This is a genomic window from Promicromonospora sp. NPDC060204 (genome assembly GCF_042728455.1).
In the GTDB taxonomy this organism is placed as follows: Bacteria; Actinomycetota; Actinomycetes; order Actinomycetales; family Cellulomonadaceae; genus Promicromonospora.
In genome coordinates, this window is sequence record NZ_JBHWZO010000148.1 from 1 (window position 1) to 15,513 (window position 15,513).

The 15,513-nt window shown below is 72.8% G+C and carries 16 protein-coding genes; 8 read left to right on the top strand and 8 right to left on the bottom strand.

Annotated elements, in window-relative coordinates:
• Positions 1-156: 156 nt before the first annotated feature.
• The 4 genes from ACFWEJ_RS18160 to zapE are packed head-to-tail and all read left to right on the top strand — an operon-like array spanning position 157 to position 2,845.
• Positions 157-612, top strand: a complete 456-nt coding sequence (locus ACFWEJ_RS18160; RefSeq protein WP_377230613.1) for a DUF805 domain-containing protein — start codon at positions 157-159, stop codon at positions 610-612.
• A gap of 5 nt (positions 613-617) precedes the next feature.
• Positions 618-1,040 carry a DUF805 domain-containing protein gene (locus tag ACFWEJ_RS18165; protein WP_377230614.1) on the top strand — a complete coding sequence of 141 codons (423 nt, stop codon included), beginning with the start codon at positions 618-620 and terminating at the stop codon, positions 1,038-1,040.
• Between the two features lie 15 nt (positions 1,041-1,055).
• Positions 1,056-1,709, top strand: a complete 654-nt coding sequence (locus tag ACFWEJ_RS18170; protein WP_377230615.1) for a hypothetical protein — start codon at positions 1,056-1,058, stop codon at positions 1,707-1,709.
• Positions 1,710-1,762: 53 nt separating this feature from the next.
• Positions 1,763-2,845 (top strand): cell division protein ZapE, encoded by a 1,083-nt coding sequence (gene zapE, locus ACFWEJ_RS18175; RefSeq protein ID WP_377230616.1) that lies wholly within the window; start codon positions 1,763-1,765, stop codon positions 2,843-2,845.
• A gap of 10 nt (positions 2,846-2,855) precedes the next feature.
• Here the strand turns inward: zapE and ACFWEJ_RS18180 are convergent, their stop codons facing one another.
• From ACFWEJ_RS18180 to glgX, 3 genes are all read right to left on the bottom strand, one after another.
• Complete coding sequence (locus ACFWEJ_RS18180; RefSeq protein ID WP_377230617.1) at positions 2,856-3,869, bottom strand: PPK2 family polyphosphate kinase; 1,014 nt, start codon at positions 3,867-3,869, stop codon at positions 2,856-2,858.
• A gap of 56 nt (positions 3,870-3,925) precedes the next feature.
• Entirely contained in the window at positions 3,926-5,686 is a 1,761-nt protein-coding gene (locus tag ACFWEJ_RS18185; protein ID WP_377230618.1) for a hypothetical protein, read from the bottom strand.
• Between the two features lie 70 nt (positions 5,687-5,756).
• Positions 5,757-7,907 carry a glycogen debranching protein GlgX gene (gene glgX, locus ACFWEJ_RS18190; RefSeq protein WP_377230619.1) on the bottom strand — a complete coding sequence of 717 codons (2,151 nt, stop codon included), beginning with the start codon at positions 7,905-7,907 and terminating at the stop codon, positions 5,757-5,759.
• A 140-nt stretch (positions 7,908-8,047) separates the two neighbouring features.
• Here glgX and ACFWEJ_RS18195 point away from each other — a divergent pair, with 140 nt between their 5' ends.
• Entirely contained in the window at positions 8,048-8,293 is a 246-nt protein-coding gene (locus tag ACFWEJ_RS18195; protein ID WP_377230620.1) for a hypothetical protein, read from the top strand.
• Between the two features lie 34 nt (positions 8,294-8,327).
• Here the strand turns inward: ACFWEJ_RS18195 and ACFWEJ_RS18200 are convergent, their stop codons facing one another.
• The 5 genes from ACFWEJ_RS18200 to ACFWEJ_RS18220 form a co-directional block, all read right to left on the bottom strand.
• Entirely contained in the window at positions 8,328-8,585 is a 258-nt protein-coding gene (locus ACFWEJ_RS18200) for a hypothetical protein (protein ID WP_285103749.1), read from the bottom strand.
• Positions 8,586-8,705: 120 nt separating this feature from the next.
• On the bottom strand, positions 8,706-9,869 hold the full coding sequence (locus tag ACFWEJ_RS18205) for a cystathionine gamma-synthase (protein ID WP_377230621.1): 1,164 nt from the start codon (positions 9,867-9,869) through the stop codon (positions 8,706-8,708).
• A gap of 36 nt (positions 9,870-9,905) precedes the next feature.
• Entirely contained in the window at positions 9,906-11,273 is a 1,368-nt protein-coding gene (locus tag ACFWEJ_RS18210; protein WP_377230622.1) for a cystathionine beta-synthase, read from the bottom strand.
• A 125-nt stretch (positions 11,274-11,398) separates the two neighbouring features.
• Positions 11,399-11,722, bottom strand: a complete 324-nt coding sequence (locus ACFWEJ_RS18215; RefSeq protein ID WP_377230623.1) for a DUF2277 domain-containing protein — start codon at positions 11,720-11,722, stop codon at positions 11,399-11,401.
• Between the two features lie 75 nt (positions 11,723-11,797).
• Positions 11,798-13,255, bottom strand: a complete 1,458-nt coding sequence (locus ACFWEJ_RS18220) for an MFS transporter (protein WP_377230624.1) — start codon at positions 13,253-13,255, stop codon at positions 11,798-11,800.
• Between the two features lie 115 nt (positions 13,256-13,370).
• Between ACFWEJ_RS18220 and ACFWEJ_RS18225 the strand changes: the two genes are divergently transcribed.
• The 3 genes from ACFWEJ_RS18225 to ACFWEJ_RS18235 all read left to right on the top strand — a co-directional run bounded on the left by ACFWEJ_RS18225 (position 13,371) and on the right by ACFWEJ_RS18235 (position 15,383).
• Positions 13,371-13,829 (top strand): MarR family winged helix-turn-helix transcriptional regulator, encoded by a 459-nt coding sequence (locus ACFWEJ_RS18225; RefSeq protein WP_377230625.1) that lies wholly within the window; start codon positions 13,371-13,373, stop codon positions 13,827-13,829.
• 61 nt (positions 13,830-13,890) lie between these two features.
• Positions 13,891-14,460: a GNAT family N-acetyltransferase gene (locus ACFWEJ_RS18230; protein ID WP_377230626.1), complete on the top strand. Its 570-nt coding sequence runs from the start codon at positions 13,891-13,893 to the stop codon at positions 14,458-14,460.
• On the top strand, positions 14,460-15,383 hold the full coding sequence (locus tag ACFWEJ_RS18235) for an LLM class flavin-dependent oxidoreductase (protein ID WP_377230627.1): 924 nt from the start codon (positions 14,460-14,462) through the stop codon (positions 15,381-15,383). The genes ACFWEJ_RS18230 and ACFWEJ_RS18235 overlap by 1 nt, the downstream gene beginning before the upstream one ends.
• Positions 15,384-15,513: the final 130 nt, after the last annotated feature.

Below are 15,513 nucleotides of genomic sequence, written 5' to 3' on the forward strand. Positions count from 1 at the left end.
CTCCGGGGCCTGAGCGTCTGACACGTTCAGGAGCTTTTCTCACCCATGGGTACTTCTGCCCAGATTTAAGCCTTGCGTACTTATTGACTGATCGGGACACTATGTGCGCACTTGCTGGAGGTTTCCAGCATAAATCGTGAGAGAGGCTTCCTCCTGATGTCGTTCATCGAGTCCATCCGGACCGTGCTGTCGAAGTACGCCACGTTCAGCGGCCGTGCCCGGCGCTCCGAGTTCTGGTGGTACTACCTGGCCTTCGTGATCGTCCTGACGGTGCTCTACCTGGCCCTGATCGTGCCGGGCCTCACCGCGTACGGGACGGCCGTCATCGAGGCCGCCAACGCGGGCAGCACCACCGTGCCGGCCATGCCCGGCTCCCTGACGACCGGCTACGTCGTCGTCGCGCTGGTCGGGCTCGGGCTGCTCCTGCCGACGCTCGCCGTGATCGTCCGCCGCCTGCACGACACCGGCAAGTCGGGCGCCCTGGCGTTCCTGCTGCTCATCCCGTTCGTCAACTTCATCCTGCTGATCGTGTGGGGCGCCTCCGCCGGCACCCCGGGCCCGAACCAGTTCGGTCCCGACCCGAAGGCCGTCGACCAGGCCGCCGCGGTCTGACCCACGTGTCGATCGTCGAATCCGTCCGGACCTGCCTGCGCAGGTACGGCGACTTCACCGGCCGCGCCCGGGCCTCCGAGTACTGGTTCTTCTACCTCGCGCTGGCGATCGTGAACACCGTGATCTTCGTGGTGCTCCTGATCCCGGCCCTGGTCACGATGGACCCGGTCACGCAGGAGCCGGGGGTGCTCGGGTCGATCGGCTCGGCGCTGCTGGGGATCGTCGTGCTCGCCACGTTCGTGCCGCTCCTCGCGGCGGGCGTGCGGCGCCTGCACGACACCGGGAAGTCCGGCTGGTTCTACCTGCTGTGCCTCGTCCCGTTCTTCGGCGGGATCATCATCGTCGTGCTGCTCGCCCTGCCGGGTGAGCCCGGACCCAACCGGTTCGGGCCGGACCCGAGGGCCGTGCCGCAGCCGGTCGCGCTCTGACCTAGTCTGAGCGGCATGACCGGATCCCGCCCCGTCCTCGTGGTCGGGGCCAGCGGCTACGTCGGCAGCCGGGTCGTCCGCGGCCTGGCTGCCGACGGGCGCGCGGTGCTCGCCGCGGCCCGTCGCCCCCTGCCCGACGCCGGCGACACCGTCATCCCCGTCCGGTACGAGACCGTCGCCGACCTGCCCGACGCCGTCCGCGCCGCCTGCGACCGCGCGGGCGCCCCGCTGCCCGGGGCCGTCGTGGCGTCGATCGGCGGCTGGCACAAGGGCGCCGCCCTGCTGGACGACGACCCGGACCGGTGGACCGCGACGCTGGCCTCCCACCTCACCGCCCACCTCGACGCCGCCCGCGCGCTCTCGCCGCTGCTGGAGCCCGGCGACCCGTACGTCGTGATCAACGGCTCCGCGTCCCGCGAGGCCATGGCCGGGTCCGGCGCGATCTGCGTGACCGGGGCCGGGCTCGCGATGCTGGTCCAGGTGCTGCGCCTGGAGGCCGCGGAGGCCGGCTCCGGTGCCGTGCGGTTCCACGAGCTCGTCATCGACCACGCCGTCGCGGGCGACGACCGCAACGTGGACCCGGCCCAGACGCGGACCGCCGCCCAGGTGGTCCACGCCCTCGGCGAGGTGCTCGACCAGCCCGGCGCACCCGCCGTCGTCCACGTGTGACGTTGCTCTCGTGGCACGCCTGGTGACCTGAGCCGCCGGTAATCTTCTGCTTCGTGACAGCCCCCGCCACCGAGACCCAGACCGTCCGGACCACCCAGGCCCTCAGCGCCGTCCGGCCGCAGGTCCCCGTCGACCGGCTCGTCACGGACCTCGTACCGCCCCGGCACTTCGCCGCGGCGCGGTTCGCGACCTACCGCGCCAACCCGGCGCACCCCAGCCAGGGCCGCGCGCTGACCCGGCTGCAGGAGATCGCCCAGCAGATCACCGCCCCCCGGCGCCTGTTCGCCCGCCGCCAGCCGGCCCCCGCGGTCTACCTCGACGGCGGCTTCGGCGTCGGCAAGACGCACCTGCTCACCTCGCTGGCCCACGCCGTCGGCGAGGCGCTCGGCCCGGCCCTTGGATCGAATGCTGCGGCGTACGGCACGTTCGTCGAGTACACGAACCTCGTGGGGGCCCTCGGGTTCCTCCCGACCGTCGAGGCGCTGGCCGCGAAGAAGCTGGTCTGCATCGACGAGTTCGAGCTGGACGACGCCGGCGACACGACCCTCATGTCGCGCCTCATGCGCGAGCTCGCGGACCGCGGCGTCGCGCTCGCCGCGACGTCGAACACGCTGCCCGGCGCGCTCGGCGAGGGCCGGTTCGCCGCCCAGGACTTCCAGCGGGAGATCAAGGCGCTGAGCGACCGGTTCGAGACGCTGCGGGTCGACGGCGAGGACTACCGCCACCGCGACGTCGTCACCGACCCCGAGCCGCTGACCGTCGACGAGGTGACGGCGGCCGCCGCCCGCCCGGGCGCCACGCTCGACGCGTTCGACGACCTGCTGGAGCACCTCGCCACCGTGCACCCCAGCCGCTACGGCGCGCTGCTCGACGGCGTCTCCGTGGTGGCGCTGACGGGCGTGCACCCGGTGACGGCGCAGGCCGTCGCGCTGCGCCTCGTGGTGCTCGTGGACCGCCTCTACGACCGCGACGTGCCCGTGCTGCTGGCCGGCGCGGGGGACACGCGCGGCCTGTTCACCGACGAGATGCTCGCCGGCGGGTACCGCAAGAAGTACTTCCGGGCGCTGTCCCGGCTGGGCGCGCTGGCCGAGGAAGGACGCCGCCTCGTCACGCAGGACGAGGCGAGCCGGAACTGAACCGCCCGGCTCAGGTCTCCGCGAGCCGCGCCTTCTCCGCCGCCACGTCGAAGTCGGCGGGCGGCCAGCCCAGGTCCAGCGACCGCAGGGCGTCGGTCAGCAGCTCCGTGACCGCCAGGCGGGCGTACCACTTGCGGTCCGCCGGCACCACGTACCAGGGCGCGTCCTTCGTGGAGGTGCGGTCCAGCATCTCCTGGTAGGCCGCCAGGTACTGCGGGAGCTTGAGCCGCACGTCGATGTCGCTCGGGTTGTACTTCCAGTGCTTGTCCGGGCGCTCCAGCCGCTTGGCCAGGCGCTTCTTCTGCTCGTCGGGCGAGACGACGAGCGTCACCTTCACGATCGCCGTGCCCGACGCCGCGACCTCGGCCTCGAACTGGTTCAGCTCGGCGAAGTGCTTGCGCCAGACCCGGACCGGCTCCAGCCGGTCCACCCGGACCACCAGGACCTGCTCGTGGTGCGACCGGTCGAACACCCCGAGGTAGCCGGGGCGGGGCAGGGCGTTGCGGATGCGCCACAGGTAGTCGTGCTGGCGCTCCTCCTCGGTCGGCACGCCGAACCCGCGGTGCATCACGCCCTGCGGGTCCACCATGCCCACCACGTGCCGCACGATGCCGCCCTTGCCCGAGGTGTCGATGCCCTGCAGCACGAGCAGCACGGACCGGTCACCGCCGGTGCGGCCGTGCGCGAAGAGGCGTTCCTGCAGGTCGGCGAGCTCCTCGCCGCGGGTGGCCATGAGCTTCTCGCCGTCGGCCCGGCTCCCGGCCCAGCCGGGGGTGGCCGCCTGGTCCAGGGCGCTCAGGTCGGTACCGCGCACCCACCGCAGGGACTCCTCGACCGGGGTCTCCCACAGGTCGCCCGGCTCCCGCGGCGGTGCGGACTTCTTCGCGCTCTTCTCAGCGGCCTTGCCCGCGCCACCCTTGTCGGCGCTCTTGCCGGCGCTCTTCGTCGCGCCGCCCTTGCCGGCGCGCTCGCCCGCCTTCTTCCCTGCGCTCTTCCCCGTGGACTTTCCCGGCTTCTTCGCCATCGGACGCCTCCTTCGCGCGACCGGTCGGCGCCGGTCCCCGAACCCAGGTTCCCAGGTCAGGCCTCCGCGCGCAGCACGGCCGTCATCCGGGGCGGGACCGTGAGGGTGTCCCCCACCAGGCGGGTCGCCCCCGGCTCCCACGCGGCGGCCAGCCGGAACGCCCCGGGCAGCGGGGCCCGGCTGGCGCCCTCGGCGGGTCGCAGGAGGCTCCCGAGCCGCAGCGCGGCCAGGCCGTGCCCCGTGTTGAGCACGAACGCCAGGCTGCCCCGCAGCACCGCGATCACCGAGCGGTCCGCCGTCGACCGGATCTCCAGGGGGAGGTCCAGCTCGTCGGTGATGGCGAGGCGGATCGCGATCAGGTCGTGCGCCCAGCTCGAGAGCCGCTGCTCGCCGGCGTTGCGCGGCACCACGGGCACGTGGACCGTGTCGAGCACCAGCGGGTTGCCCGCGAGGATCACCGTGGCGAGCACGCTGGCCCGGATGTCGACGTCGTCCACGCCCAGCAGCGCCGTGGCGGGGCTCTCCTCGCCTGCCCACGGCACCGTGAGCTGCGCGGCGGGCAGCCGCGTGATGTCCTCGACCACGCTGGCGCCGGAGCGGACCCGGCTGCGCCGCCCGCCGTTCTGGCGCGTGGCCCGGCGCACCGACGGGTGCACCAGGTCGGCGAGCATCTGCAGCGCCTGGATGTCCTCGGTCTTCCCCGGCCCGGACAGGATGCGCAGCAGGATCGTGGTGAGCCGGTCGCTCCGGCCCGGCCCGTCCACCAGCAGGCTGAACCGGCGCTCGAGCTGCTCGCCCAGGCCGACGACGTAGTCGGCCAGCTCGCCGAGGAACGGCGTGGGGGAGCGGTCCACGAGCGCGTCGACGTCGAGCACCAGGCCGTCCACGTGGTACTCGCGCAGCCAGTGCCGCGCGTCGTCCACGAGGAAGTCCCGGGGGCCGCGGCTGCCGCTGCCGTCGAGGTTGATGCGGTCGCCCACGTAGTCGGTCCGCACGGTGGGTGAGGACGGCACCTTGCCGGCCCGCGTGCCGATCGTGGGCACCTGGCCGGTGCGGAGCTGGATGGGGCCGGTCCGCGGCCGGTCCAGGGGCACCTGGCCGGTCCGGGGGCGCATGGCCTGCAGGGCGTACTCGCCCGCGTCGCCGACCTCGGTCCGGGCCACGCGCGGGCGGCCGCCGCCGCCCGTCAGGTAGGGGCCGTACGCCTCCAGGCCGAGCTCGTCGGCCACGGCCCAGCGGTAGGGGATGTCCAGCACGACGGCGAGGCCGGCGGCGTGGGCGGCGTCGACGAAGCGCTGCAGCGCCCGCGGGCCGCCGTACGGCTCGTGCACGGAGTACAGGCGTACGCCGCGGGCGGGGCCGAGCGCGGGGTCGAACGCCGCGACCGGCGCCAGCTCGACGCCGTGCACCCCGAGGCCGGCGATCGTGGGCAGCAGCTCCGCGGCGGCGTCCAGCGTGCCCGCGGGGGTGAAGGTCTCGACGTCGACGTGCATGAGCACGCTCGTGGAGAGGTCCGGCGGGGACCAGGTGCCGTCGGTCCACTCGAAGGCCGGGTCGAAGACGCGGGTGGGTCCGTGGATGCCCTGCGGCAGCCACACGCTGCGCGGGTCGGGCAGCAGCGGGCCGCCGTCCACGGAGTAGCCGTAGTCGGTGCCGTGCCCGAGCACGCTGTCGGCGCCCCAGTACCCGGGCTCGCCGGCGCCCACGAGGCGCAGTGGCATGTGCTCCGGCTCCTCGTACGGGTCGTACGGCACGAGCACCTCGATGATGCGGGCGCGCGGGGCCCACACCACCGGTCTGGGCCCGGGAACGGGCATGTCAGGGCCCGGGCGGGGCGGTGGTGTGCTGCCTCCGGTTCCACTCCTCGGTCCGGTCACGGCCGACAGCCTAGCCCGGTGTTCCGGATGGGCGAGTCAGTACGACCACGCTTCGGCCCGTCACGGACAGACCGGTGCCCGCTCCGAGCACCGTCCCGGGCTCGGCGCTGCCGTCGGTGTCCAGGACCACGGTCCACGACGCGCCGTAGCCGGCGGGCGGCAGCGTGAAGTCCAGCGCCTCGAAATGGGCGTTGAGCAGCAGCAGGAAGGAGTCGTCGACCACCGCCTCGCCGCGGCGTCCCGTCTCCGTGATCGCGTCGCCGTTGAGGAAGACGGCCACGGTCCGGGCGTAGGCCTGCTGCCAGTCGGTGTCGTCCATCCGGGCGCCCGTCAGGTCGAGCCACTCGATGTCCGCGGGCCCGCCCGCGGCGTTCGGCGACACCTTCCCGTCGAAGAACCGGCGGCGGTGCAGGATCGGGTGGTCGCGGCGCAGCCGGACGGCCTGCCGGGCGAAGTCCAGAAGTGCGGCGTGCTCCGCGTCCAGCCCGTCGGCGCCTCCCCAGTCCACCCAGGTGAGCTCGTTGTCCTGGCAGTAGGCGTTGTTGTTGCCCTGCTGGGTGCGGCCGAGCTCGTCGCCGTGGGCGATCATCGGCACGCCCTGGCTCAGCATGAGCGTGACGAGCAGGTTGCGGCGCTGCCGGGCGCGCAGCTCCTTGATCTCCGGGTCGTCCGTCGGCCCCTCGACGCCGCAGTTCCAGGACCGGTTGTGGTTCTCGCCGTCCTTGTTGTCCTCGCCGTTGGCGTCGTTGTGCTTCTCGTTGTACGCCGTGAGGTCGGCGAGCGTGAAGCCGTCGTGCGCGGTCACGAAGTTGATGGACGCGCTCGGCAGGCGGCCGCTGTGCTCGTACAGGTCGCTGGACCCGGTCAGGCGGGAGGCGAACTCCGGCAGGGTGGCCGGCTCGCCGCGCCAGAAGTCGCGCACCGTGTCGCGGTAGCGACCGTTCCACTCGGTCCACAGCGGCGGGAACCCGCCCACCTGGTAGCCGCCGTCGCCCAGGTCCCACGGCTCGGCGATCAGCTTGACCTGGGAGATCACGGGGTCCTGGTGCACGATGTCGAAGAAGGCGCTCAGCCGGTCGACCTCGTGGAACTGGCGGGCCAGCGTGGCCGCCAGGTCGAAGCGGAACCCGTCGACGTGCATCTCCTCGACCCAGTACCGCAGCGAGTCCATGATGAGCTGCAGCACGGCTGGGGAGCGCATGAGCAGCGAGTTGCCGGTGCCGGTCGTGTCGAAGTAGTGCGCGTCGTCGCCGTCGACCAGGCGGTAGTAGGCGGCGTTGTCGATGCCGCGGAAGCCCAGGGTGGGGCCCAGGTGGTTGCCCTCGGCGGTGTGGTTGTAGACGACGTCGAGCAGCACCTCGATGCCCGCCTCGTGCATCGCCTTGACCATGGCCTTGAACTCCATGACCTGCTGGCCGCGGCTGCCGTAGCCGGCGTAGCCGTTGTGCGGGGCGAAGAACCCGATCGTGTTGTAGCCCCAGTAGTTCGTCAGGCCCTTGGCGGCCAGCGACGGGTCGGTGACGAACTGGTGCACGGGCATGAGCTCGATCGCCGTGACGCCCAGGTCGCGCAGGTGCTCGATCACCGCGGGGTGGGCGAGCCCGGCGTAGGTGCCGCGCAGCTCGTCGGGGACGTCGGGGTGGCGCATCGTCAGGCCCTTGACGTGCGCCTCGTAGATCACCGTCTCGTGGTACGGCGTGGCCGGCGGGCGGTCGTGGCCCCAGTCGAAGAACGGGTTGACCACGACGGAGACCATCGTGTGGCCCAGGGAGTCGGCGGCGTCCGGCGTGGTGCCCGTGGTGGCCTGCTCCACGTCCGTGAACGCGTACGAGAACAGGGACGGGTCGCCGTCGAGGTCGCCGTCCACGGCCTTCGCGTACGGGTCCAGCAGGAGCTTGGCCGGGTTGCAGCGGTGGCCCGACGCCGGGTCGTACGGCCCGTGCACCCGGTACCCGTAGCGCGTCCCGGGGCCGACGCCGGGCAGGTACACGTGCCACACGTGCGCGTCCGTCTCGGTGACCTCGACGCGCGTCTCGGTGTCGTCGTCGGCCAGGAGGCACAGCTCCACCCGTTGTGCGACGGACGAGTAGAGCGCGAAGTTCGTCCCCGTACCGTCGAAGGTCGCCCCGAGGGGGTAGGGGCGACCAGGCCACGTCTGCATCGCACGATCATCACACCCCGCGGGGGTACGTGGGGGGAGATCTCGTGGTGGGCGTGCCGTGGTCGTGGAGGCTTGGCGTGGATTCGAAATACTGTGCCAAGCGGATGCGAGGAACTCGCAGTTCCTGCGAGAATGGCCACATGATCACGGGGGAACCCCAGCCCACCAGTGACTCGGCCGATTCGGTCCCGACCGACCTCATCGACGAGTCGAACGCCTCCTACGCCCACATCGCGCCGCCGGTCGCCCGCCGCGTCGCCACCCGTCGCGGCCTGCTCGGCGGCGGTGACGTCTCCAAGGCCCCGCGCAACCTCGCCGGCTGCGAGCTGGACCCGATCTCGGGTTCCTCGAGCGGCGTGTCCTGGGACGACCCCGACGAGCTCTGACGGCGCCCGGCGGCCCCGCCGAGGGGCCGCCGCGTCAGCGGGGCAGTCGTGCCGGATCCACCGGGATGAGCCGCGGCATGCCCGCGGGCGCCACCTCGCTCAGCGCCAGGTAGCGCGCCTCGGCGCGGTGCAGCCGGATGTGCTCGTCGAGCGACCACTGCGGCCCGTTGGTCAGCGTCATGCCGCAGGCGCAGTCGATCTCCTCGCGGTCGCCCGGCAGGTGCCGCACCTGTCCCACGGTGGTGTGGGAGGCGCGGGCGTCCGCCTTGGCGCGGTGCATCACGGCGCTCACGGGAGCATGTTCGGTCACGCCCCAACCCTAAGCGCCCCCGAACGCCGTTGAGTGCTGGCTATCTGCGGCCCGGAAGGCCTCCGGACCGCAGATAGCCAGCACTCAACGAAGAGGGGTGGGTCAGATGTGGTCCAGGGCCTGCAGGACGTCGTCCAGGAGGTCCGTCACGTCCTCCAGGCCCACCGACAGGCGGACGATCGACGGCGAGACCTCGGCCTCCGTGCCCCGCACCGACGCGTGGGTCATCTCGCTCGGGTAGTTGACCAGCGACTCGACGCCGCCGAGCGACTCGGCCAGCAGGAACACCTTGGTCGACTCGGCGAACGTGCGCGCCGCCTGCTCGCCGCCGGCAAGCTCCAGCGAGATCATGCCGCCGAACCGCGACATCTGGTGGGCGGCGATCTTGTGGCCCGGGTGGTCGGGCAGGCCCGGGTACAGTACGCGCGCGACGGCGGGGTGGTGCACCAGGCGCTCGGCGAGCGTCTGCGCCGTCTCGGAGTGCCGCTGCATGCGCACGGACAGCGTCTTGATGCCGCGCGTGGTGAGGAACGCGTCGAACGGGCTGGAGACGGCGCCGGCGGCGAACTGCACGTAGCGCACCTGCTCCGCGAGCTCGTCCGCCCCCTCCTTGACGACGACGGCGCCGCCGACGACGTCGGAGTGCCCGCCGAGGTACTTGGTCGTGGAGTGCACCACGACGTCGGCGCCCAGGTCGAGGGGGCGCTGCAGGGCGGGGGAGGCGAACGTGTTGTCGACCACCAGCAGCAGGCCGTGCTCGTGCGCGAGCTCGGCCAGCGCAGGGATGTCGCTGATCTTCATCAGCGGGTTCGACGGCGTCTCCACCCACAGCACCTTGGACTCCGGCCGGACGGCGGCGCGCACGGCGTCGAGGTCGGCGGTGTCCACGGTCGTGTGCGCCACGCCGGCCTTGCCGTGCACGGTGCGGATCAGGCGGTGCGTGCCGCCGTACACGTCGTTCGGCACGAGCACGTGGTCCCCGGGGGCGACGACGGCGCGCAGGAGCGCGTCCTCGGCGGCGAGGCCGGAGGCGAACGAGATGCCGTGGGCGCCGCCCTCGATCGCCGCGAGCTGCTCCTCCAGGGCCGTGCGCGTGGGGTTGCCGCCGCGCGAGTACTCGTACCCGCCGCGCAGCCCCCCGATGCCGTCCTGGGCGTAGGTGGAGGTGACGTGGATCGCGGGGATCGCGTCGCCGGTGGTGGGGTCGGTGTGCTGTCCCGCGTGGATGGCGAGCGTGTCGAAACGGCTCGGTCGGGCGTCGGTCATGGGAGCTCAGGTCTCTTTTCGAAGGGTGCGTGCGGGTCAGACCGCGAGGTAGTCGAGCAGGTCGGAGCGCGAGACCACGCCGAGGGCCTTGCCGCCGTCGGTCACGAGCAGTGCGGTCTCGTCGGCCAGGGCCGCGCGCAGCGTCCCGACCGGCTCGTTGACGCCGATGAGCTGCAGGGGCCGGCCGATCAGGCCGCCCACCTCGTCCGAGAGGTTCGCCTTGCCGGCGAACACCCCGTCGAGCAGCTCGTCCTCGTGCACGGCGCCGGCGATCTCGCCGAGCACCACGGGGGGTTCCGCGGTGAGCACGAGCAGCTGGGAGACGCCGGACCGGGTCATGCGGTCGATCGCCTCCCGCACCGTGTCGGTCTGGTGCACGTAGAGCAGGGGCGGGGTGCGGTCGGCCTTGGCGGCCAGCACGTCCGCGACGGTGTGGTCCTCGATGGCCGGCGCGAAGCCGTAGGACCGCATCCAGGTGTCGTTGAAGATCTTGCCGAGGTAGCCGCGGCCGCCGTCGGGCAGCAGCACCACCACGACGTCGTCGGCGCTCAGGTCGCGCGCGGCCCGCAGGGCTGCGACCACGGCCATGCCGCTGGACCCGCCCACGAGGATGCCCTCCTCGCGGGCGAGGCGCCGGGTCATCGCGAACGAGTCGGCGTCGCTCACCGCGATGATCTCGTGCGGCACGCTCGGGTCGTAGGCGGTGGGCCAGAAGTCCTCGCCGACGCCCTCGACCAGGTAGGGGCGGCCGGTGCCGCCCGAGTAGACCGAACCCTCGGGGTCGGCGCCGACGATGCGCACCGTGTCGCCCGAGACCTCGCGCAGGTAGCGGCCCGTCCCGGTGATGGTGCCGCCCGTGCCGACGCCGGCGACGAAGTGCGTGACGCGGCCGTCGGTGTCCCGCCAGATCTCCGGACCGGTCGTCTCGTAGTGCGAGCGCGGGCCGTTGGGGTTGGAGTACTGGTCGGGCTTGAAGGCGCCCGGGATCTCGCGCACGAGCCGGTCGCTCACCGAGTAGTACGACTCGGGGCTGTCGGGCGCCACGGCCGTCGGCGTGACGACGACCTCGGCGCCGTAGGCGGTCAGCACGTTGCGCTTGTCCTCGCCCACCTTGTCGGGCAGCACGAAGACGCAGCGGTAGCCGCGCTGCTGCGCCACCAGGGCGAGGCCGACGCCGGTGTTGCCCGACGTGGGCTCCACGATGGTGCCGCCCGGCAGCAGCTTGCCCTCGCGCTCGGCCGCGTCGATGATCCGGCCCGCGATGCGGTCCTTGGACGAGCCGCCGGGATTGAGGTACTCGAGCTTGACGAGCACGGTCGCGCTGGTCACGCCCTCGGTCACGTGGCTGAGCCGGACCAGGGGGGTGTTGCCGACAAGGTCAACGACAGAATTGGCGTACTGCACCTGTTTCTCTTCCTGTTCTGCGCGCGCGGCGGCGCGCGCGGGGGACTGACGGACCGGGTGGGGTGGTCAGTGACAGCAACAGGAGAGGTGTGCGAGCACGTCGCAACTGTAGCGGGGCGGGCCGCTCAGTGCGAGTGCGCGACGCCCAGCTCGTGCATCCGCTCGTGCTCCTCACGCTCCTTGATGCGCTGCGCGATCCGCGCCTGCACCTCGGCCCGGCGCAGCGGCGGCACGGTCTTGGGCGGCTGACGGCGCTCGGGGAGCTCGTCGAGCAGGCGCGTCACGATGTCCGCGATCTCCGCCGTGGCCCGTTCCACCGGGTCGCGGGTGGCGTCGCTCACCTTGGTCACGCCCGTGACCTTGCGCACGAACTGCAGTGCGGCGGCGGTGATCTCCTCGTCGGTGGCGGCCGGTTCGAGGCCGCGCAGCGTGGTGATGTTTCGGCACATGCTCCGACCGTACGCCGGACGGCGCCCGCGGGGGAGGGGCGTCGTCCGGCGTACCGCTGGAGCATGACCTGCGGCTCAGTGCCCGCCGGACACCTCGCGCAGCCCCTTGACGGGGACGGTCGCCGCGATGGCGGCGGCCACCACGGCCATGCCGCAGCCCAGCAGCAGGGCGACCCGGAAGCCGCCCTCGGTGGGCAGGGTGTGCTCGCCGAACGTGGTGCTCATCCGGGCCAGCACCACGCCGATGACGGCGGCCGACACCGAGGTGCCGATGGAGCGCATGAGCGCGTTGAAGCCGTTCGAGGCGGCCTTCTCGGAGGCGGGGACGGAGCCCAGGATGATCGCGGGCAGCGCGCCGTAGGCGAAGCCGACGCCGGCCGCCGCGACGAACGCCGTGACCGACAGGCCCACGAGCGTGTCCATGAACAGCGTGGACAGTCCGTAGCCGAGCGCCATGACCAGGGCGCCCAGGACGAGCGTCGTCTTGGGCCCGCGGGCCCGGGTGATCTGCGCGCCCACGGGCGACATGAGGGTCATCGCGATGCCCGACGGCGCCATCCACAGCCCCATCTGCAGCATCGACTGGCCCAGCCCGAACCCGGTCGCGGCCGGCGCCTGCATGAGCTGGGGCAGGATCAGGGACTGCGCGTACATGGCGAAGCCGATCATGATCGAGGCCAGGTTGGTGAGCAGCACGGCGGGGCGTGCGGTGGTGCGCAGATCGACCAGCGCGCCGGGCGTACGCAGCTCCCACCAGCCCCAGGCCAGGAGCACGACGACGGAGCCGGCGAACAGGCCGAGCACGAGCGGGCTCGCCCAGCCCCACTCGGCGCCCTTGGAGACCGCCAGCAGCAGGGCCACGAGACCCGCGGCCAGGCCGAGCACGCCCACGTAGTCGAACCGCGTGCGCACCCGGGCGGGCGCTGCGGGGGCGGGGATCGCGCGCCAGACGACGACGCCGACCACGACGGCGCAGACGGCGATGAGCCAGAACAGGATGCGCCAGCTCGCGAACTCGGCGACGGCGGCGGCGAACGGCAGGCCGAGGGCGCCGCCGATGCCGAGCGACGAGCTCATCAGGGAGATGGCTCCGGCGGTGCGCTCCTTGGGCAGCAGGTCGTGCAGCATGCTGATGCCGAGCGGGATGAACCCGGTGGCCAGGCCCTGCAGGCCGCGGCCGGTGACCATGACGGGGACCGTCGTGGCCACGGCGCAGACCGCGGACCCGAGGGCCAGCGGGACGAGCGAGACCAGGATCATCTTCTTCTTGCCGTACAGGTCGCCCAGCCGCCCCGAGACCGGGGTGCAGATGGCGCCGACGAGCAGCGTGATCGTGATGATCCAGGACGTGTCCGACGCCGGGGCGTCGAAGATGGTGGGCAGCGTCGCGACGATCGGGACCACGAGGGTCTGGGTCATCGCGACGACGATGCCGCCGATCGCGAGGATGGCGACGATGCGGTTGGGGTGGAGCGCCGGGGAGGTGGTCCCGGTCTCGGGCGGTCGTGCGGGGCGGGACGCGGTGGTCGTCACGAGTCTCCTCGAAAGATTGCTGTGCATCATGCACATTGGGGTTCACGCTCAGGATGCCATATCTTGTGCATGATGCATAGACGATGAGTCCGTGCGGGACCGGAGGAAGACGACGATGACGTCACCGATCGACGAGATCGAGTACGAGGGCATGCTGTTCGGCCGGCACCTGGCCGCGCTCCCTGCCGGCCGCACGCGGCGCAAGGGCGGGCTGCTCGACCAGAGCGCGTACACGCTGCTCAGCCTGCTCGACGCCGGTGGTCCCGCCAGCCTCGCCGAGCTCGCCGAGGCCACCGGCCTCGACGTCTCGACCCTGAACCGGCAGACGGCCGCGCTGCGGCGTTCGGGTCTTGCGGAGCGTTTCGAGGACCCCGACGGCGGGCAGGCGCGCAAGCTCCGCCTCTCCGCCGAGGGCAGCCGGTTGCTGGGCGAGGAGCGCACGGCCAGCCGGGCACTCCTCGCCGACCTGCTGCACGACTGGTCCGAGGAGGACCGGGCCCGGTTCGGCGAGCTGCTGGGCCGCTACAACCGCGTCATCGAGGACCGCTCGGGCCGCCACTGGCCCCGCCCGTGACGACGTCCCCTGCCCGGAATCGTCGTGGCGGGGCGGGCCGGTCGTGGGGCAGGGTGAGCACATGCAGCCTTCTGTCGAGACGCCGCCCGACGCCGGCCGGCCCCTGACCACCGTGCGCGAGGCGGGCGCCGACGACTGGGCCGCCATCTGGCCCATCGTGCGCGAGGTGGTCCGCGCGGCCGACACGTTCGCCTACGAGCCCACCATGGGCGAGTCCGACGCCCGCGCCGGGTGGCTGGAGGCCCCGCGGCGCGTCGTCGTCGCCGAGCGCGACGGCGTGGTGGTCGGCACCGCGAACATGTACCCCAACCGGCCGGGTCCGGGCAGTCACATCGCGTCCGGCAGCATCATGGTCGACCGCGCCGTGCGCGGCACCGGCGCCGGCCGAGCCCTGGTCGAGGACATGATCGCGTGGGCGGCCCGCGAGGGGTTCGCCGCGATCCAGTTCAACGCGGTGGTCGACACCAACACCGCCGCCGTCCACCTGTACGAGACTCTCGGCTTCGTCACCCTCGGCATCGCGCCCGGCGCGTTCCGGCACCCCGAGCGGGGCGACGTGGGCCTCCGGATCATGTGGCGCGACCTGAGCGACGTGCCCGCCGCCGGGTCCGCCCCCGAGGGCGAGGCCTGATGCGCTTCTCCGTGAACGTCCCCAACTTCGGCGACTTCGCCGACGCCCGCGCCGTCGCCACCGTGGCCCGCGCGGCCGAGGACGCCGGCTGGGACGGCCTGTTCGTCTGGGACCACGTGGTGCACCGCAAGGAGGCCCGCCGCGGCCAGCCGTTCGGCGACCCGTGGATGCTGCTCACCGCGGCGGCGCTCGCGACCTCGACGATCCGGCTCGGCACCCTGGTCACGCCCGTGGCCCGGCGCCGCCCCGAGCAGCTCGCGCGGCAGGTCGCGACGCTGGACGCCGTCAGCGGCGGCCGCGTCGTCTTCGGCGCCGGCCTGGGCGGGCCTGTCGAGGACGAGTTCGGCAGCTTCGGCGACGAGACCGACCCCGTGGTGCTCGCCGAGAAGCTCGACGAGGGCCTCGGCCTGCTCGCCCGGTACTGGGCGGGGGAGCGCGTCGACCACGAGGGCCCGCACTACCGGGTGCGCGACGTCGAGATCCTCCCGGCCACGGTGCAGCAGCCCCGGCCGCCGGTGTGGGTGGGCGGCTTCTGGCCCGCGCGCCGGCCGTTCCGCCGCGCGGCGCGGTGGGACGGCGTCGTGCCGCTGTTCGCCTCCGGGCACGGCGTGCCGCCCACGTCCGGCGAGGTCCGGGAGGTGGCCGGGTACGTGGCGGAGCACCGCACGGCGGGCGGCCTGTCCGGCGTCGGCATGGTCGACGCGGTCGGCTCGAACGATGCGGTCGGCTCGGTCGATACGGTTGCCCCGTTCGAGGTCGTCGTCGGCGGGCTGACGACGCCGGAGGCAGCTGCCGACGTCGTCGGGCCGCTGGCCGAGTCCGGGGCGACCTGGTGGGACGAGCGCGGGCTGTACGAGTCGCCGGACCTGTACTCCCTGCCTGCCGTGCTGCGCAGGGTCGAGGCGGGCCCGCCGCGGCTGTGATGCCGTCTTGCAGATCGACCCACGAGGTCGGCAGTTGGCGTCGAGGTCGGCACAGTGGTGTGCCTGTCTCTTAAACACATCAGACGCTGCCGACGAAACACGCAGTGTATATCAAGGAGGTCGCAGTATC

Excerpts from the sequence above, each read along its gene's own strand:
- ACFWEJ_RS18235 (WP_377230627.1), top strand. The coding sequence starts at position 14,460 with ATGCGCTTCTCCGTGAACGTCCCCAACTTCGGCGACTTCGCCGACGCC.
- ACFWEJ_RS18160 (WP_377230613.1), top strand. The coding sequence starts at position 157 with ATGTCGTTCATCGAGTCCATCCGGACCGTGCTGTCGAAGTACGCCACG.
- ACFWEJ_RS18180 (WP_377230617.1), bottom strand. The coding sequence starts at position 3,869 with ATGGCGAAGAAGCCGGGAAAGTCCACGGGGAAGAGCGCAGGGAAGAAG.
- ACFWEJ_RS18195 (WP_377230620.1), top strand. The coding sequence starts at position 8,048 with ATGATCACGGGGGAACCCCAGCCCACCAGTGACTCGGCCGATTCGGTC.
- ACFWEJ_RS18185 (WP_377230618.1), bottom strand. The coding sequence starts at position 5,686 with ATGCCCGTTCCCGGGCCCAGACCGGTGGTGTGGGCCCCGCGCGCCCGC.
- glgX (WP_377230619.1), bottom strand. The coding sequence starts at position 7,907 with ATGCAGACGTGGCCTGGTCGCCCCTACCCCCTCGGGGCGACCTTCGAC.
- ACFWEJ_RS18215 (WP_377230623.1), bottom strand. The coding sequence starts at position 11,722 with ATGTGCCGAAACATCACCACGCTGCGCGGCCTCGAACCGGCCGCCACC.
- ACFWEJ_RS18205 (WP_377230621.1), bottom strand. The coding sequence starts at position 9,869 with ATGACCGACGCCCGACCGAGCCGTTTCGACACGCTCGCCATCCACGCG.
- ACFWEJ_RS18230 (WP_377230626.1), top strand. The coding sequence starts at position 13,891 with ATGCAGCCTTCTGTCGAGACGCCGCCCGACGCCGGCCGGCCCCTGACC.
- ACFWEJ_RS18170 (WP_377230615.1), top strand. The coding sequence starts at position 1,056 with ATGACCGGATCCCGCCCCGTCCTCGTGGTCGGGGCCAGCGGCTACGTC.
- ACFWEJ_RS18225 (WP_377230625.1), top strand. The coding sequence starts at position 13,371 with ATGACGTCACCGATCGACGAGATCGAGTACGAGGGCATGCTGTTCGGC.